The organism is Paenibacillus sanguinis 2301083 = DSM 16941 (assembly GCF_000374825.1).
In the GTDB taxonomy this organism is placed as follows: domain Bacteria; phylum Bacillota; class Bacilli; order Paenibacillales; family Paenibacillaceae; genus Fontibacillus; species Fontibacillus sanguinis.
The window spans coordinates 417,249-434,495 of the sequence record NZ_KB895377.1 but is presented as its reverse complement, the minus strand read 5'-3'; the positions used below and the strand labels follow the sequence as shown (position 1 = coordinate 434,495).

The window sequence follows — 17,247 nt, the reverse complement described above, 5'->3', positions numbered from 1 at the left end:
TAGATAAGCGGTTCTTCTCGCTTAGTGCGGCAGCAAATACAGCAAAATCGCAAAGAAGTGGGTAATGCTTCCGGCGAGGACGAACAAATGCCAAATGGCATGATGGTAAGGGAAACCACGCCACACATAAAAAATCGTTCCCAGACTATACGCAATGCCACCCGCTACCAGCAAGGCTATGCCCTGAAAAGGTATAGCAGCGGTGAGCGGTCCCCAGGCAATGACAATTAACCAGCCCATAATCAGGTAGAACACCGTCGACAGCACCAGGAATCGCTTGACAAAGAAAGCTTTGAATATGACACCGCCCAGCGCAATCCCCCATACAATCCCGAACAAGCTCCAACCCAAGGAACCCCGAATTGCGACTAACAGAAATGGGGTATACGTACCGGCAATGTAAATGTAGATAGAGGAATGGTCAAAAATCTCAAACAGATCCTTGAGCCGTCCTTCCTTAAAGCTATGCACCAGCGTGGAGCACATGTAGAGCAGCAACATGCTAGCCCCGTAAATGGTAAAGCTGACAATGTGCCATGCTGTTCCCTTGAGGCTGGAGAATACGATCAGCAGCACCAGCCCCGCCACACTGAGCAATGCTCCGATACCATGAGTAATGGCGTTGGCAACTTCTTCCCTGCGGTTAAATGAATGCGTATTGGCCATTTCGCTCTACCTCCTTTCTTCCTGTTCCTGCCATGTCGTTCATTAGGCTCATACCTATAGTATACGTTAGCTGTATATTTTTAGTAACCGGTCAATACCCATTCAGGCTTTTTCCGACTCTTCCTCTTCCGCAATAAGTCCGGCGAACAAGCCATGGACAAATTGCTCTGAATCAAACGGCTGCAAATCCTCAACCTTCTCGCCAAGGCCCACGAACTTGACAGGCAGACTCAACTCCTGACGGATTGCGATAACAATACCGCCTTTTGCCGTTCCGTCCAGCTTGGTCAACACAAGTCCGGTCACACCGCTTTTCTCGCCAAATAGCTTGGCCTGACTCAAGGCGTTTTGCCCTGTCGTCGCATCCAACACCATCAATACCTCATGGGGAGCACCGGGAATTTCCCGCTGAATAACACGATAAATTTTGTTCAGCTCTTCCATCAGATTCGATTTGTTCTGCAAGCGGCCTGCCGTATCGCAGAGTAAAATATCCGCCCCACGCTGCTTGGCGGCCTGAACCGCGTCGAACATCACGGCCGCCGGATCGGACCCGGATTGCTGACGAATAACATCCACACCTACCCGGTCACCCCAGACCTCCAACTGCTCGATGGCGCCCGCCCGAAACGTATCGCCGGCTGCCAGGATCACCTTCTTGCCTTGCTGCTTATAGTAATGAGCCAGCTTCCCGATGGTTGTTGTCTTGCCGACGCCATTGACGCCTACAAATAAAATCACGCTGATGCCATCAGAGCTAAGATGCATTTTGTTATCTTCATCCCCGCGCAGCAAATCCACCAGCTTCTCGGACAGGAGCGGCTGCAATTCCGCAGGTTCCTCAATACGGCGCTGCTTGACCTCTTGGCGCAGCTCATCAACCAGCTTCAGCACGGTATTGACACCTACGTCCGCACCAATCAAGATTTCCTCCAGCTCTTCAAAAAATTCATCATCGATTTTCTTGCGCCGAGTTACCAAATCCGTGACTTTCTCTACAAAGCCCTTCCGGCTCTTCTCCAGTCCGTCCCGGAACTGCTTGGTTACCGTTTCCGTCTTGGAAGCGATGCTCTCCTTCAATCTCTTAAAAAAACTCATGCAGGGTTAGCCCTCCTTATGTGATCCCGCCAATAAATATCAGCTAAGCAATTTCAACCGTTTCTTCATCCTCCAGCTTGACGGAGACAAGCTTGGATACGCCGCCTTCCTCCATCGTCACCCCATACAGCACGTCCGCTTCCTCCATCGTACCCTTGCGGTGGGTTACCACGATGAACTGAGTCTGCTCGGAGAACTCGCGCAAATATTGGGCAAACCGCGAGACATTGGCTTCATCCAGCGCCGCCTCGACTTCATCAAGCACACAGAACGGCACCGGCTTTACTTGTAAAATGGCAAATAATAACGCCATTGCCGTCAGCGCCCGTTCCCCACCGGATAGCAATTGCAAATTTTGCAGCTTCTTGCCAGGAGGCTGCGCTACTACATCGATACCGGTATCCAGCAAATTGTCGGGATCGACCAGAATCAGATCGGCCCGGCCACCGCCAAACAGCTTGGAGAATACGATGACAAATTCCCGGCGAATCGCATCAAACGTAGTTTTGAACCGCTTGGACATCTCCTCATCCATCTCGCGGATCACCTGGTAGAGCGTGGCCTTGGCCTCGACAAGGTCATCCTTCTGCTCGCTGAGGAACTGATAGCGCTCGGAGACACGGTTATACTCCTCAATGGCTCCAAGGTTCACTTCTCCAAGGATCGTAATCTGCCGTTTGAGCTCCCGGACTTCTCCTTGAGTCTGTGCCACATCCTCAGGCACAGCATAACGCTGCTTGGCCAATTCATAGCTCAGCTCGTAATCCTCAGACAGCTTGCGCAAAATGTTATCCAGCTCCACATCGAGGCGATTGGCCTGAATTTCCGTTTGCCGCAACTGATCCTCTACGGCTTTCAGCGCAACTCGCTGTTCCTTCGTCTCGCTTTCTCCGTCCTCCAGCTTCTTGACGAGGGCAGCACGAGAAGCCCGTTCCAATTCAAGCTGCTCCCCGGTACGTTCCTTCTTCAGCTTATAATCGTTTAATTCTTCACGCTGCTGTACACCTTGCTGTATATTTTGCTCCAAATCCGCTTCGATAGACTGCAAAATTGTACGGTTCTGAGCCAGTTCCCGTTCCTGCACCTTGAATTCGGATTCGGAACGACGCAATTGCTCGCGCAGCGAATGACATTCCTGATCCAGCTTGCCCTCACGCACCTTAAGTCCGGTCAAGGCATCCTGCAGCTCTTCCTTGGCCGATTCACTCGCTTTGCGGGCGAACTCGGCAGCCCGGATGGACTGCTGAACGGATAGCTCCTCTTTCTCCAAGTCTACCAGCCGTTCCTCCGCTGCCTTCTTGGTTGCTTCAAGGTCCTCCAGCTCCTTCAGGTAATGCCCCTTTTCTTGCCCGTACAGCTCAAATTGCTCCGACACATGCCGCCATTCATGCTCCACCTGCTTCAAATCTCCGGCACATGCCTGCTCTTCTACTCGCTTGGCGTCTCCTGCTTCACGCAGCCGGACCAGTTCGTTCTCCGATTTGCCAAGCTGGCTGCGTACATCCGTCAAGCCCTTGCGCAGCTTGTCCAGCATTTGTTCGCTTTCGCGGATGTCAGCGGCAAGCTGGTCAAGCTGACGCTTGCGTCCCAGCAAATTATTGTTCTTACGATGCTGGCTCCCCCCGGTCATCGAGCCGCCGGCGTTGACGACATCGCCCTCCAGGGTCACAATGCGAAAACGGTATTGCAGTCTGGCTGCCATCTTGTTGGCATGCTCCAGGTCACTTGCAAATACGACATTGCCCAGCAAGCTGCCTACGATACTCTCATATCTGGGTTCATAACCCACCAGTTCAGCACCGATGCCAACAAAGCCTGACGCTTCCTCCAAAATCCGCTTGTCTGCTGCAGAGATTTGGCGAGGACGGATGACATCTAAAGGCAGAAAGGTTGCCCGCCCCAGTTGCCGCTGCTTCAGAAAAGCGATGGCCTGACGCGAGACAGCCTCGTTCTCCATGACAATGTGCTGCATAGCGGCGCCTAGTGCCGTTTCCACCGCTGTCTCCAGCTTCTCCGGAACCCGGATCAACTCCGCAACAGCCCCATGCACACCGGACAATGCCGACTTTTTGGACGCCTTGAGCACTTCCTTTACCCCGAGTATGAACCCGTCGTAGTCGTCCTCCATCTCCTTCATCGTATCGCGGCGAGACACTAGCGCCTCACGCTTTTGCTCCCATTTGCGGATGCCGCTCTGGCTCTCCTCAACCAGCTTCTGGAGTTGCTGATTATGCTCGCTTTCACGAATGTAGCGGCCGCGAAGCTCGGCAATTTCCTCCCCCAGCTGGGCCAGCGCCGCTTCCAGCTCGGTCTTGCGGCCCTTCAGACGATCAAGCTCTTCCGTCCACTTCACGCCCTCTTCCTCAGCACGCTCCATCCGGCGTTTCACGCCTTCTTTCTGCTGCTCGGCATAATGGATTTCATTGCGAGATTGCGCCATCTGGTTCATAACATCCAGCAGCTGGCCCTTCAAGCCTTCCTCCTGAGCTTGACTGATTCCGCCGGTTACTCCGATAAGCTTCGCTTCTTCCGCAGCCAGCTCGGTGCGCAGCTTGTCCAGTTGTTCCTCAGCCGCTGCGAACTGGGCTGTGAGCTGCTCCAGTTCCAGCGAGCGCTGGGCATAACGCTCTTCGCTCACCCCCAAAGATTGGCTAAGCTGCTCGCGGTTTTGCGCCAGATTTCTAGCCCGCTCCTTTAAAACCTCACCATATCCCTCGCTCTTCTCATAGCTCTCGCTGTACTCCAGAAGCTGACTTTGCAGGGCTTCAATCTGGTCCTCCACCTGACGCAAGGCCAGTCGGTCACTTTCCAGTTTGGCATCATGAGCGGACACGACCGTCGACAATGCAAGCTGCTCTTCTTGAAGCTTGGTCAGCTTGGCATTGGCCTCACTCCACGTCTCGTGAATTTGCTCAATTTGATGAACATAGAGGGAGATTTCTTTATTTTTCAACTGTTCACGCAGTTCCTTATATCTCTGGGCCTTCTCGGACTGCTCCTTCAGCGGTCCAATCTGGTCTTCCAATTCCACGACAAGATCGTTGATCCGCAGCAGATTCTGTTCGGTATCATCCAGCTTGCGGCGCGCATCGCGCTTGCGGCTCTTGTACTTTACAATCCCGGAAGCCTCTTCAAAGATACCACGGCGGTCCTCCGAGCGCGTACTCAGAATTTCCTCAATTCGCCCCTGCCCGATGATAGAGTAGGCTTCCTTCCCGATGCCGGTATCCATGAACAGCTCGGTAATGTCCTTCAAACGGCAAGACTGCTTATTGATAAAATACTCGCTGTCCCCGCTGCGGTGAACCCGGCGGGTTACCGTGACCTCGCTGAAATCAAGCGGCAACGCCTGATCCGTATTATCCAGCGTCAAGGACACCTCACTGAAATTGACCGCTTTACGCGCATCACTCCCTGCGAATATGATGTCCTCCATTTTGCCGCCGCGCAGAGACTTGGCGCTTTGTTCTCCAAGCACCCAGCGGATGCCGTCGGAGATATTGCTTTTCCCGCTGCCGTTCGGGCCAACCACGGCGGTAATGCCGCGTACGAATTCCATCTCCGTCTTGTCGGCAAAGGATTTAAAGCCCGCTAGCTCTATCCGTTTCAGAAACATACGTCCACTATCACCTCTAACCTTTATTGTATCACACCGGAAGCGTTGGTGGACAGGCATCCGTCTTACAAGGAAGTATGATATTACGCTTGCTAGAAATTCATCAGTGTTTAACAGAACAACTAGACATAATGTTCATTTTTACTTTCGTTTGCAACACGATGTTACGTATATCAATATATTAATCTTGCAGATGAATTCTCTTAAATCAGGAAAACTGCGGGATACAGTTATCTTGGATTTATATCCTAGGGAAAGCTCACCTGCAATAATCAATAGGTGGGATTAAGCATGGAGAACAATAAGCTAATTAAACTGCAAGTTGAAGAATCAAGAATCAAAAGCGCAACTACCTTGTTACAAGACAAAAAGGATTCGCTCGAACTAAGTGATCCTCGACTTTACAAATTTAAAGATACTAAGTATTTAATCTTATCTGCTAAAAGTAAACCTGAGCTTTTTGTCCTGTCTTATAGCGAAAATGATGAACTGGTGGAAGTTACAACGAAAAGTACACTTCTGACTCAATCGGGGAATGTAATAGAAAATTACTTTACAGACGAAGAAAAAGAACTAGAGCTAGATGAGAGTATGCAAAACAACTTCACTCCTGCTGCAAATACAGCTTCATCTTGTCCTCCTGGCCAAGAATGGAGGGAATATAACTGTAAATATGTACCTGAGTTAAATGAATTTTGTCTTATTGCATGCGCTGCAGCTAAAATAAAACCTAGCTTGTGTATTAATATGTGCACCAATAGTATTAAAACGTGTGAAACAGATTGCTTTCCTGTTGACGGCGGCATACCCACATAATACTAATTAATATTTTTAGCTTCTGCTATCCTTTGCTTCAGTTGACTCTTTTTTTCTTCTAAAGGCAAAATCCTTCGAATTGTAATAAATGACAAAAAACAAATCAGAGTATATTTAGCATTTATAAAGTCCAAATCGTCATCATAAACAAACTTATTCATTTTCTTTCACCTCTTAAGAACAGATCTTAGGCAATGCCCTTTCTAAGAAGGCTGCGGTTCAGGTTCCTCTTGTAATGAATGAGCTTCAAAATAGTAATAAGATATCTAATCCATTTTAATTTCATTAAGTAACATTATATTCTATTTCAAAATCACCTTAAAGGGGAGCATTTTATGTCAAGTTTATGTAGACATAAATTATTAAAAAGCATTCAGATGGTTCACAATGCCGTAATTTCTTATGCCAACTGTGTGTGCGAAGATTTTCCTAAAAAGGAAAAAGAAATTTTTTTAAGTTTGGATTGGAACTGGCTGTGCAGTTACAAGAATTACGGAAACTTTATATTTCGCTATATCAATTTGACCCATTAAGTGGGATTTCAACAGTAGATGCTCCATGTTGCACCTCAAAAACGAATCCCCCAGAACAAAATAAAACCGACAAGGATTAAATATCTCCAGTGGTTTAAACGTACTAAAATCTTCATCAATTTGATATATAAAGAAGAAAGACATCCCAACCGGGAGGCCTTTCTTCTTTTATATACTCACAAATCATACCATGTTCAAAATTCTGAGCCCTTAAGCAACTCCAGCGCCACGGCAGCCGCTTGCTGTTCGGCTTCTTTCTTGGATCTGCCGTGACCTCGGCCCAGCGCGCGGCCTTCCATGCAAACCTCGGAGACGAATTCCCGTTCATGGGCAGGGCCCCGCTCTTCCACGATACGGTACTCCAAAGTTCCCATGCCGTGATGCTGCGTCAGTTCCTGAAGCTCCGTCTTAAAGTCGCTGGTTTGCAGCTTGCCTTCCAGAGACAATTGAGGAAAAACATAACGATGAAGGAACGCAGTAGCCGCTTCCAGGCCTTGATCCAGGTATAATGCACCGATAAAGGATTCGAACACGTCCGCAAGCAGTGCGGGGCGCGTTCTTCCCCCCGTTAATTCCTCGCCCTTGCCAAGCAATACATACCGGCCGAATTCCAGGCTTTCGGCGAATTTAACAAGTGACGGCTCGCAAACGATCGCGGCCCGCAGCTTGGTCAATTCACCCTCAGGACGGTCGGGAAATAACCGATATAAGTGCTCCGAAACGGTCAATTCGAGGACAGCGTCCCCTAGAAACTCCAGGCGTTCGTTGTCCTCGTATTGATTAAAACGGTGCTCGTTCACATATGATGCATGGGTGAAGGCCTGTTTTAGAAGCTGCCGATTTTGGAATACCAGTTCAAGTTTTTGCTGTAACTGCTTCAGATCTCCATTCACCGGACCTAACCCCTTATGCTTCGTATTTCTTTAGAATAATTGTGGCATTATGTCCGCCAAATCCAAAGGAATTGGACATCGCCACTTGTACATCTGCCCGTCTGGATTCGTTTGGAACATAGTCCAAATCGCATTCTGGATCAGGATGCTCCAAATTGATGGTAGGTGCGATAATGCCATGCTTGAGTGTAAGCCCACAAATAATGCCCTCTACTCCGCCAGCAGCACCCAATAAATGACCCGTCATCGACTTGGTCGAGCTGATGGCTACCTTGTAAGCATGATCGCCCAGCGCCCTCTTGATCGCGGTCGTCTCCGAACGGTCCCCTACGGGCGTCGAAGTACCATGTGCGTTGATGTAATCAATTTGGTCTGGCTGAATGCCCGCATCTTGGATGGCCATAGTCATGCAACGCTCCGGTCCGTTTGGATCGGGTTCAGTCATATGATGCGCGTCCGCGCTTAGCCCATAGCCGATAACCTCTCCATAAATTTGAGCTCCGCGTTTTTGCGCATGCTCCAGCGATTCCAGAATCAGCACTCCAGCGCCCTCGCCCATGACAAAGCCATCCCGTTCCGTATCAAACGGACGGCTGGCCTTCTCCGGCTCGTCATTGCGCGTCGACATAGCTCGCATCGAGCAGAAGCCAGCCATGCCCGTGGGACGGATCGTTGCTTCCGCGCCGCCGCAAATCATCACATCAGCATCACCACGCTGAATCAGCCGGTAAGACTCTCCAATGGAATGAGTTCCGGTCGCGCACGCAGTCACCGTAGTCGTGTTTGGACCCTTTGCTCCATACAGAATGGACACGTGCCCGGAGGCCATGTTCGCAATCATCATAGGAATAAAGAATGGGCTAATCCGCTTGGGTCCCTTCCCTAACAAGACACTATGCTGATCTTCAAACGTTCCAAGACCGCCGATACCTGAACCGATCATTACCCCAACCCGCTCCGGATTGGTCTGTTCAGCTATATTCAGAGCACTGTCTTCAATAGCACTCTTTGTCGCTGCCGCAGCAAATTGCACAAATCGGTCCATTTTTCGGGCTTCCTTGCGATCGATGTAATCCTCAGGATTAAAATCCTTCACCGAGGCCGCTATTTTCGTAGGATAATCACTAACATCAAACGCATCAACCAGCGATACGCCGGATTTTCCTTCAAGCAAATGGTTCCAAAATGTATTCAAATCTTGACCGAGAGACGTAACGACTCCCATACCTGTAACTACTACTCTATGCTTCAAACACACTCACCTCGTATGGACTTATGTGTACTATACAAATTCATGGATCCAATAATGAAATCCGCAGATCCTCAAGATGAGGAGAAGTCCCGCCTGCTATGAAGGAGGTACGGGACTTTGGAATGACATTAGGTATGAGATTGTATGTAATTTACAACTTCACCTACGGTCGTAATCTTCTCTGCATCTTCGTCTGAAATTTCCAGATCGAATTCATCTTCGAGCTCCATGACCAATTCAACCACGTCAAGCGAATCCGCACCCAAGTCGTCTTTGAAAGACGCTTCCAGTGTCACTTCGGCTTCATCTGCGCCAAGGCGATCCACAACAATGCGTTTTACGCGATCCAATACATCGGACATCCGGTTCACCTCCTCTTTGGTATTATAAGAGATTTGAAGTTAAAATGCCATAGAAGCCAAATACACGATTTACATAACCATTCCGCCGTCTACATGCAGCGTTTGCCCTGTCATATAGGACGCGCTGTCTCCGGCGAGGAATAACACGGCATTCGCGATTTCTTCCGGCTGTCCCAGACGGGCCAGCGGGATGTCGGCAAGCAGCTTCTGACGGTATTCCTCCGGAAGCTCGTCCGTCATATCCGTCTCGATAAATCCCGGAGCGATGCAGTTCACGGTAATGCCGCGTGAAGCCAGCTCCCGCGCCGAGGACTTCGTCAGGCCGATGACTCCGGCTTTGGCCGCTACGTAATTGGCTTGACCCGCATTACCCAGCACACCAACCACCGAAGAGATGTTGATAATCCGGCCCGAGCGTTGCTTCATCATCGGACGGGTGACGGCCTTAATGCCATTGAACACGCCCTTCAGGTTCGTCTCAATAACCTGATCGAACTCTTCTTCCTTCATCCGCATAATTAAATTATCTCTTGTAATTCCTGCGTTATTCACCAGAATGTCGATACGGCCCCAGGCTTCCAGCATGGACTTAACCATACCCTCGAACTGCTCGTTGCTTCCAACATGCGCTTTCGCAGCGTAAGCTCTTACGCCAAACACCTCGATTTCGGCAACAACGCGGGCTGCGGCCTCCTCGTTCCCGGCATAGTTGACGACTACATCTGCCCCGGCTTCCGCCAATGCCAATGCAATGCTACGACCGATTCCACGAGAGCCGCCCGTGACCAAAGCCGTCTTCCCTTGAAGCGGTTTGCTCATTAATCCATCTCCTTTCGCCTCGTTAATCCGAAGTCTACAAATCCGGCACGCCATTCATGAAGCCTCAGGCTCCTTTGCGGCGATGCCCGCCTTGGAAATGGCTGCCGCTTTTTATCGCAGTGCTGCCGCTGTTTCTTCCAGGCTATCCAAATTATTCACATTAAATAACCGTACCGATTTGTCGGTCTTCTTGATCAATCCTGTTAACACACTGCCAGGACCGATCTCGACAAACGTATCCACTCCTTGGGCAATCAGCCACTTCACAGTATCCTCCCATAATACAGGTGAATACACCTGCTGCACCAGCAGCTCTGCAATCTGGGCCCCCTCCTGTACAGGACGAGCCGTGACGTTAGCAACCACCGGAATGGAGGCATCGTGAAAAGCAGCGGCTGCAAGCCGCTCTTGAAGCCGCTCCGCGGCTGACTTCATAAGCGAGGAATGGAACGGTCCGCTGACCTCAAGCGGAATAGCTCGTTTAGCCCCGATTTCTTTCACACGGGAGACTACCTGCTGGATGCCTTCCTTGCTGCCCGAAACCACGATTTGCCCCGGGCAGTTCACATTCGCCAGCTCAACCAATGCCCCGCCTGCGGTAATGTCGGCACATAAAGCACTCAGCGCTTCACGTTCACCGCCAAGCACCGCAGCCATGGCTCCCTGTCCTCCCGGCACGGCTTGCTCCATATATTCACCACGTGCCCGAACAATGGACACCGCATCCTCGAAGGATAAGACACCCGCTACAGTCAATGCGCTATATTCGCCCAAGCTGTGCCCTGCCACATAGTCGGGGGCCAGTCCTTTGGCAGCAAAGGCTTCGGCCAAAGCAACGCTTGTGGTCAACAACGCAGGCTGCGTGTTGGCGGTTTGCTTCAGTTCAGCTTCCGGACCATCAAATATCAGCTGGCTGAGTGGAAAGCCAAGTTGCGTATCCGCCAGTTCAAAGCGCTCGCGCGCCTTGGGCCGAGCCTCATATAAGTCTTTACCCATACCAACGCTTTGAGACCCTTGTCCGGGAAAAACAAAGGCTATTTTGCTCATCTTCCCCACTCTCCCATATATAATTATCTCCCCATTTGCTTGCCTTGCTTACCACACGAGGACGGAAGCTCCCCATGTCAAGCCGCCGCCGAAGCCAACGAGCAGTATGGTGTCGCCCTCTTTCATACGACCTTCCTCTGCGGCTTCCACCAAAGCTAGCGGAATCGAAGCAGCCGAAGTATTTGCGTATTTATCTACATTGATGACGCATTTCTCTTCCGGCAGATTCAGACGCTGCATCGCTGATTGAATGATACGAATGTTAGCCTGATGAGGCACAAACAGATCGATGTCTTCTTTGCTCTTTCCAGCCTTGCGAAGCACTTCTTCGGTAGCTGTTCCCATCACTCGTACCGCAAACTTGAACACCTCGCGGCCATTCATATAAATGTAATGCTTGCCTTCCGCCACGGTAGCCTCCGAGGCTGGCAGCCGTGAACCGCCCGCTTCCATCTTGAGCAATTCACCGCCTGCACCCTCTGCGCCAAGATCAAAAGACAGGAAGCCCCGGCCCTCCGGCACTTCACCAATCACGACAGCGCCAGCGCCGTCGCCAAACAAGACGCAGGTGTTGCGGTCCGTATAATCGGTAATTCGTGATAACGTATCCGCGCCAATCACCAGCGCATTACGGTACATTCCCGTTTGAATAAAACCATTGGCCGCAGCCATGCTGTAGACAAAACCCGAGCAGGCAGCAGATAAGTCAAATGCCGCGGCCTTTTTCGCGCCCAGCTTATCCTGAAGGATACATGCTGTCGATGGAAACGCCGAGTCCGGCGTAATGGTTGCCACAATAATCAGATCAAGTTCACTTGCTTCAAGGCCTGCCGATTTCAAGGCGCGAATAGCCGCTTCATAAGCCAAATCCGATGTAGCCTGATCAGGAGCAGCAATATGCCGTTCCTTAATTCCCGTCCGGGAGACAATCCACTCGTCGTTCGTTTCTACTATTTTCTCTAAATCCGCATTCGTCAATACTTTCTCTGGAACATATTTACCGGTTCCGATAATGCCTACCGAACGTAATTTCATTGCCTCAGTCACTCACTTCCTGCTAATTTCCTTTGCTATATTCTCCGTCAATTGACTTTGCAGCGCCAGTCTGGCCTGGCGAACCGCATTCCTGATCGCCCCTCCGTCCGAGGAGCCATGTCCTTTTACAACCAACCCATTAAGGCCCAGAAGCGGGGCACCCCCATGCTCCTTATAGTCCATCATCTTTTTGATTCCACGGAGCGACGGCATCAGCACGGCTGCAGCCAATTTATTTTTCAGGGATTTAGAGAACTCCTGCTTCAAGATGGAGAACATCGTTCCCGCCGTTCCCTCCAGCGACTTCAGCATAATGTTCCCGGCGAAGCCATCGCAGACAATGACATCACAAGCCCCGCTCAAAATGTCCCGTGACTCCACATTGCCTACAAAATGGATCGGCAAGTCCTCCAACAGCGGGTACGCTGCCTTGGTCAACTCATTGCCCTTCATAGCCTCCGTGCCCACATTAAGCAGACCTACCCGCGGCGCAGCTATCCCGTGCACCTTCTGCCGATAAATGCTACCCATGAGGGCATACTGAGCCAAATGTTCTGGCTTGGCGTCCATGTTGGCACCCAAGTCGAGGGCCAGCACGCCGCGCTGATCCACAGTCGGAATCATTGGAGCCAATGCAGGGCGCTCGATACCTTCCAGACGGCCCACAACCAGCAGACCGGTTGTCATTAGTGCACCGGTGTTGCCAGCAGAGATCATCGCCTCCGCTTGTCCTTCCCGGACCAAGCGGCCTGCCACAACCATGGAAGCATCCTTCTTGCGCCGCACTGCCTTGACTGGCTCGTCATCAGCAGCGATCATCTCGGAGGCATGATGAACTCGCAAATTGTTAGGAGCTTCTCCCAACAAAGGCTTCAATACCTGCTGATCGCCAACGAGAATAATCTCCGTGTCAGTCCATTCCTTAGCTGCGGCCAACGCGCCTTCTGCCGTACTGTTCGGCGCGTGGTCGCCCCCCATTGCATCAATCGCGATTCTCATGCCGACTTCCCCCTTCTTGCCCTTCCTCTCCGGCAGACCGGTAGATTACAAAGTTCCCCTGAAACACCATCTCTTCGCCCACGTAAGTAAACACCTCGACCTTGGCTTTGCCCTTCTGACCCGAAGATGGTCTGACATAGGCTTTGGCGATGCATTTCTCCCCCAAGTGGACGGAGCGCACGAACCGGATATCTGCCGAAAACGTCAGGGCGACCTCGTCATTAATCACGGCTACCGCCAGCGAGTTGGCTTGGGCGAACACATGGTGGCCCCGGGCTATGCCTGTGCGAGAGAATACATGTTCCTCGCGAATTTCAAAGATGGAGATTCCGCTCTTGTCCAATTGGAGATCAACAATCTCCCCGATGACCTCGTGCAACGGCAAGGACCGGACCTGATCGTACGAGCGTTCAGCCATCAGCTTCATCCGCTCGCGCAGCTCAGGAATCCCCAATTCCATCCGATCAAGGCGAATGGTTTGTATGCTTACCTTGAGCTGCCGCGTTAATTCCTGATCCGTAATGAACGGATTGGCTTCTATCATCTGGACGAGCTGCTGCTGTCTCGCCCGCTTCGGCAATCGTTCGATGGGTATCCCTCCCCCTCCCGCTAGATGTATAAAATCAACGTAATATGGACTTGATGTCTTGCGTCTATGTAATTGGAGTCCACGTAGCCTGTTTGGCTAGTTCGACCGCCTCTATCTATTTTAACAGCTATTTCACGCAGAATCACTTTAGAACCTGGTACTAAAAAATAGTATAAATCATCCGGGAGCAAAAGAAAAGCAAAATCACCAGCCCGTGTGCAGATCCCGCGTGGAAGCTCGCAAAAAAAATAGCATCTCACCGAAGTGAGATACTACTTTGCAATACGAGATATCAAGCTTATTGGTTGATAATTTCTCTCGATTTGTATGTTCCGCATACTTTGCATACGTGGTGAGCAAGCTTCAATTCTCCGCATTGTTCACATTTTACCATGCCCGGCACAGCCAATTTGAAATGCGTGCGGCGTTTGTCGCGACGCGTCTTGGACGTTCTCCGTTGAGGTACTGCCATGGTTCCCACCTCCTTATCAAGTCAACCTAAACCTGTAATATTCACTGTTTACTTGCTTACTTTTTGAAAAAATCACCGAGTGCTGCCAGCCGCGGATCAATCACGTCCCTGTTGCAGCCGCATTCCTGTTCGTTCAGATCAGCCCCGCAGTTAGGACAAAGTCCCTTGCAGGATTCCTGGCATACAGCGGCAAACGGCAGATTCAGCAGCAACGTCTCTTCCACATACGGAACCAGGTCGACTGTCTCACCCAGAACGTAATGTAAGTCCTCGTCTTCCTCCTGTGCCTGCGTGTCCACCTCGGGATGTTCACCTTGCTTGAAGCTCTCTGCAAACTCCGCTTGAATGTCCCGTTTCAAAGGCTTGAGACAACGAGAACAGGTCATATCCAGCTCCGCCCTAAGCGTGCCCTGGACCTCGACAACGCCTCCGCCGGGAGCTTCTCCCCGCAGATCAGCCTGTAATGGACTGATTGCGATAATGTCCTTGCGACCTTCAACGACACGGCTTACATCCAAAGCCTGATGAATCTCCACCGGAGCTTCAGATGCGATTGCCTGACGTAAATTAATAAACATCAGCATCACCCCAAACAAACAAAAATTATTATACCGATTTTAAGTAAGTTTTGTCAACAACAAAGCGTGTAATTCCTTAACCGGCCGGGCCCTGCTAATTCGGCTTTGCTTTATTTTCATGATATATTATAGAGGTTGTTCATCACATGGAACGGAAGCGAAGGAGTCGAATCTCATTGAACGTTGTTGGTCTGGTCGTCGAATACAATCCGCTGCATAACGGGCATGTCCATCATCTTGCCGAAGCCAGACGGTTAACAGGTGCAGATGCCACCGTGGCCATCATGAGCGGTAATTTCCTGCAGCGGGGCGAGCCTGCGCTGGTAGATAAGTGGGCACGCACAGAAATGGCCCTGCGTCTGGGCGTAGACGTAGTCTTTGAGCTGCCGGTTGCGTATGCCGTGCAGCCCGCGGAGTGGTTCGCCTACGGCGCAGTTTCACTGCTGGCGGCTACAGGCATCGCGACGCATCTGTGCTTCGGCAGCGAGGCCGGCAGCCTTGAGGCGCTGCTCCCGCTGGCCGAACGGCTGGCCGCCGAGAGCGCTGCGCTGAAGGCGGCGGTCGCCGAGGAGCTCGCCACCGGGGCGAGCTATCCCGCGGCCTACGCCGCGGCAGCAGCCCGTACGCTTGCCGGCAAAGGCACGGCAAGCGGCGAAGCCGCCACAGCGCGGGCGCTGCTGGAGCAGCCCAACAACAGCTTGGGGCTGCACTACCTCATCGCGCTGCGGCGGCTTCGGAGCGGCATCGCGCCGGTGACCATCCGGCGGCGGGCCGCAGGCTACAGCGATATCGCGCCACAGGACGCGCGTATCGCCAGCGCTACCGCCGTACGGCGGCTGCTGGCGGATGGCGGCCTTGACTCCGCCGTCCCCTATCTACCGCCCGCTGCGGCAGACGTTCTCGCCCGGGAATTTGCCGCCGGGCGTGGGCCGGTCACCTGGGAGAGCTTCGCCGCGCCGCTCTTTCACCAGTTGCTGCTGTCTACTCCCGAGCAGCTTGGCGCCGTGCATGAGGTGACCGAAGGGCTGGAGCATCGCCTCAAAAAAGCACTGCTCCAGCTTACAGAACCCACCGTTGCCGGATTACTGCAACAGCTCAAGACCAAACGCTATACCCATACCAAGCTCCAACGCATGCTGCTGCACATTTTACTGCAGCACCCACGCGAGCAATTGGTTCCGGAACAACTGGCCCAAGGGCCTGGTTATTTGCGGGTGCTCGGCTTTACCGAGAAAGGACGGCTGCTGCTGAAGCAAATCAAACGCTCCGGCACGCTTCCGCTGCTCACCAGAGCTGCCGGGCTGGCCCATCCTCAGCTTGATCTGGATATCCGCGCCGCAGCCGTCTACGCCAATGCCATGCCACGGCGTCAGGCGGATGAACTGCTGCGCGAATACCGACAGCCGCCCATTCAGACCCTTGGCCTATGAAGCTTTCTCCGGCAACGACGCCAAATAATCCAAAGCGTCGTCCAGATGCTTCACCGGTATCAGCTTCATCGCTGAGCCAATTTCATCAGCCTTGGCCTTCGCTGTTTTATAGTTTGCCTCGGGGACGAAAAATATTTCTGCCTTCTCCCGCTCCGAGGCCACAATTTTAAATTGAACGCCCCCGATTTCGCCTACTGTACCATCTTCAGCAATCGTGCCGGTTCCCGCGATTCGGTAGCCCTTGGTCAAATCGCCTTCCGTGAGTTGATTGTAAATTTCCAGGGTAAACATCAAGCCTGCCGACGGACCTCCGATACGCGTATCCACGAAAGCAACCTCCTTGGCAGGGTCTTTCGGCTGCACCTTGCGCAATTCTCCAACCGTCACACCTAACCCCGCTCTCTGACTTCCATCCGTGGTTTTAATCGCGACCAGTTCTACTTGCTGCTTGACCTGCTTTCCCTCTCTCTCCAATACCACAGACACCTGATCTCCCGCTTTCCTGGCTTGCAGCAAGCTGCCCAGCTGGTCAAGGCGAGTGACCTCGTGCCCATCAACCTGGCGAATAATATCCCCCGATTGAAAGTCCCCCTTGGGCTTGTTCTCTTTGGACAAGCCAATAACGAACACGTATTGTGACACGATATTATAGTCCACGTTCGCTTTATTGTAAGCAGCCAGGATGGCACTTGATTGCGAGCTGTTCATAAAATAACGCTGTTGGGTCTCATACTCCCGTTCATTGCGGTCAGGCTCCTTACGAACCACCTCGGCATGCCGATGAAGCTTTGCTGTAGCCAGCATCCACAGGTTGGCATAGCTAACCGACACCGTCGTCAGCATAAACGTCCCTTCCTCCTGCGGATCCCCTGACTTGACGCTCACCATCGGCTTGATAGATTCTGCTGTACCGGGCTGATTAATCATGTATGGAGTAGACATGTAGACGACAACGTAAATCACCATCGACATGATCAAAATATATATTCCCGCTTTAATAGCTCCGGATCTTGTTTGACGCATGCTGTCGCCCCCTTCTGAC

16 protein-coding genes are annotated in these 17,247 nt (G+C 51.7%); 2 read left to right on the top strand and 14 right to left on the bottom strand.

What is annotated here, in order from left to right:
- Nucleotides 1-21 precede the first annotated feature (21 nt).
- The 3 genes from trhA to smc form a co-directional block, all read right to left on the bottom strand.
- A complete protein-coding gene (gene trhA, locus C557_RS0105520) occupies nucleotides 22-666 on the bottom strand; it encodes a PAQR family membrane homeostasis protein TrhA (RefSeq protein WP_018750841.1) in 645 nt (214 codons plus the stop codon).
- Between the two features lie 102 nt (nucleotides 667-768).
- Nucleotides 769-1,764 (bottom strand): signal recognition particle-docking protein FtsY, encoded by a 996-nt coding sequence (ftsY, locus tag C557_RS0105515; RefSeq protein ID WP_018750840.1) that lies wholly within the window; start codon nucleotides 1,762-1,764, stop codon nucleotides 769-771.
- A gap of 43 nt (nucleotides 1,765-1,807) precedes the next feature.
- Nucleotides 1,808-5,380 (bottom strand): chromosome segregation protein SMC, encoded by a 3,573-nt coding sequence (gene smc / locus C557_RS0105510; RefSeq protein ID WP_018750839.1) that lies wholly within the window; start codon nucleotides 5,378-5,380, stop codon nucleotides 1,808-1,810.
- Nucleotides 5,381-5,671: 291 nt separating this feature from the next.
- On the opposite strand from smc, the gene C557_RS0105505 reads away from it, so the two are divergent.
- Nucleotides 5,672-6,196: a hypothetical protein gene (locus C557_RS0105505; protein WP_018750838.1), complete on the top strand. Its 525-nt coding sequence runs from the start codon at nucleotides 5,672-5,674 to the stop codon at nucleotides 6,194-6,196.
- Nucleotides 6,197-6,923: 727 nt separating this feature from the next.
- Here the strand turns inward: C557_RS0105505 and rnc are convergent.
- The 10 genes from rnc to C557_RS0105450 all read right to left on the bottom strand — a co-directional run bounded on the left by rnc (nucleotide 6,924) and on the right by C557_RS0105450 (nucleotide 14,775).
- Entirely contained in the window at nucleotides 6,924-7,622 is a 699-nt protein-coding gene (gene rnc / locus C557_RS0105495; protein WP_018750836.1) for a ribonuclease III, read from the bottom strand.
- A 13-nt stretch (nucleotides 7,623-7,635) separates the two neighbouring features.
- A complete protein-coding gene (fabF, locus tag C557_RS0105490; RefSeq protein WP_026263315.1) occupies nucleotides 7,636-8,874 on the bottom strand; it encodes a beta-ketoacyl-ACP synthase II in 1,239 nt (412 codons plus the stop codon).
- 128 nt (nucleotides 8,875-9,002) lie between these two features.
- The gene (gene acpP / locus C557_RS0105485) at nucleotides 9,003-9,236 is read right to left on the bottom strand and encodes an acyl carrier protein (RefSeq protein WP_018750834.1); all 234 of its coding nucleotides are present in this window, start codon (nucleotides 9,234-9,236) and stop codon (nucleotides 9,003-9,005) included.
- 69 nt (nucleotides 9,237-9,305) lie between these two features.
- Nucleotides 9,306-10,055, bottom strand: a complete 750-nt coding sequence (fabG, locus tag C557_RS0105480) for a 3-oxoacyl-[acyl-carrier-protein] reductase (protein WP_018750833.1) — start codon at nucleotides 10,053-10,055, stop codon at nucleotides 9,306-9,308.
- Nucleotides 10,056-10,166: 111 nt separating this feature from the next.
- Nucleotides 10,167-11,102 (bottom strand): ACP S-malonyltransferase, encoded by a 936-nt coding sequence (gene fabD, locus C557_RS0105475; protein WP_018750832.1) that lies wholly within the window; start codon nucleotides 11,100-11,102, stop codon nucleotides 10,167-10,169.
- 48 nt (nucleotides 11,103-11,150) lie between these two features.
- Nucleotides 11,151-12,137 (bottom strand): beta-ketoacyl-ACP synthase III, encoded by a 987-nt coding sequence (locus C557_RS0105470; RefSeq protein WP_169338205.1) that lies wholly within the window; start codon nucleotides 12,135-12,137, stop codon nucleotides 11,151-11,153.
- A gap of 12 nt (nucleotides 12,138-12,149) precedes the next feature.
- Nucleotides 12,150-13,136 (bottom strand): phosphate acyltransferase PlsX, encoded by a 987-nt coding sequence (plsX, locus tag C557_RS0105465; RefSeq protein ID WP_018750830.1) that lies wholly within the window; start codon nucleotides 13,134-13,136, stop codon nucleotides 12,150-12,152.
- On the bottom strand, nucleotides 13,120-13,716 hold the full coding sequence (gene fapR / locus C557_RS0105460; RefSeq protein ID WP_018750829.1) for a transcription factor FapR: 597 nt from the start codon (nucleotides 13,714-13,716) through the stop codon (nucleotides 13,120-13,122). Before fapR ends, plsX begins: the two co-directional genes overlap by 17 nt.
- A 307-nt stretch (nucleotides 13,717-14,023) precedes the next feature.
- Nucleotides 14,024-14,197 carry a 50S ribosomal protein L32 gene (rpmF, locus tag C557_RS0105455; protein WP_018750828.1) on the bottom strand — a complete coding sequence of 58 codons (174 nt, stop codon included), beginning with the start codon at nucleotides 14,195-14,197 and terminating at the stop codon, nucleotides 14,024-14,026.
- A 56-nt stretch (nucleotides 14,198-14,253) separates the two neighbouring features.
- Nucleotides 14,254-14,775: a YceD family protein gene (locus C557_RS0105450; protein WP_018750827.1), complete on the bottom strand. Its 522-nt coding sequence runs from the start codon at nucleotides 14,773-14,775 to the stop codon at nucleotides 14,254-14,256.
- A 176-nt stretch (nucleotides 14,776-14,951) separates the two neighbouring features.
- On the opposite strand from C557_RS0105450, the gene C557_RS0105445 reads away from it, so the two are divergent.
- Complete coding sequence (locus tag C557_RS0105445; protein ID WP_018750826.1) at nucleotides 14,952-16,205, top strand: nucleotidyltransferase; 1,254 nt, start codon at nucleotides 14,952-14,954, stop codon at nucleotides 16,203-16,205.
- Here the strand turns inward: C557_RS0105445 and C557_RS0105440 are convergent.
- The gene (locus C557_RS0105440) at nucleotides 16,200-17,228 is read right to left on the bottom strand and encodes a SepM family pheromone-processing serine protease (protein WP_018750825.1); all 1,029 of its coding nucleotides are present in this window, start codon (nucleotides 17,226-17,228) and stop codon (nucleotides 16,200-16,202) included. The genes C557_RS0105445 and C557_RS0105440 overlap by 6 nt on opposite strands.
- Nucleotides 17,229-17,247: the final 19 nt, after the last annotated feature.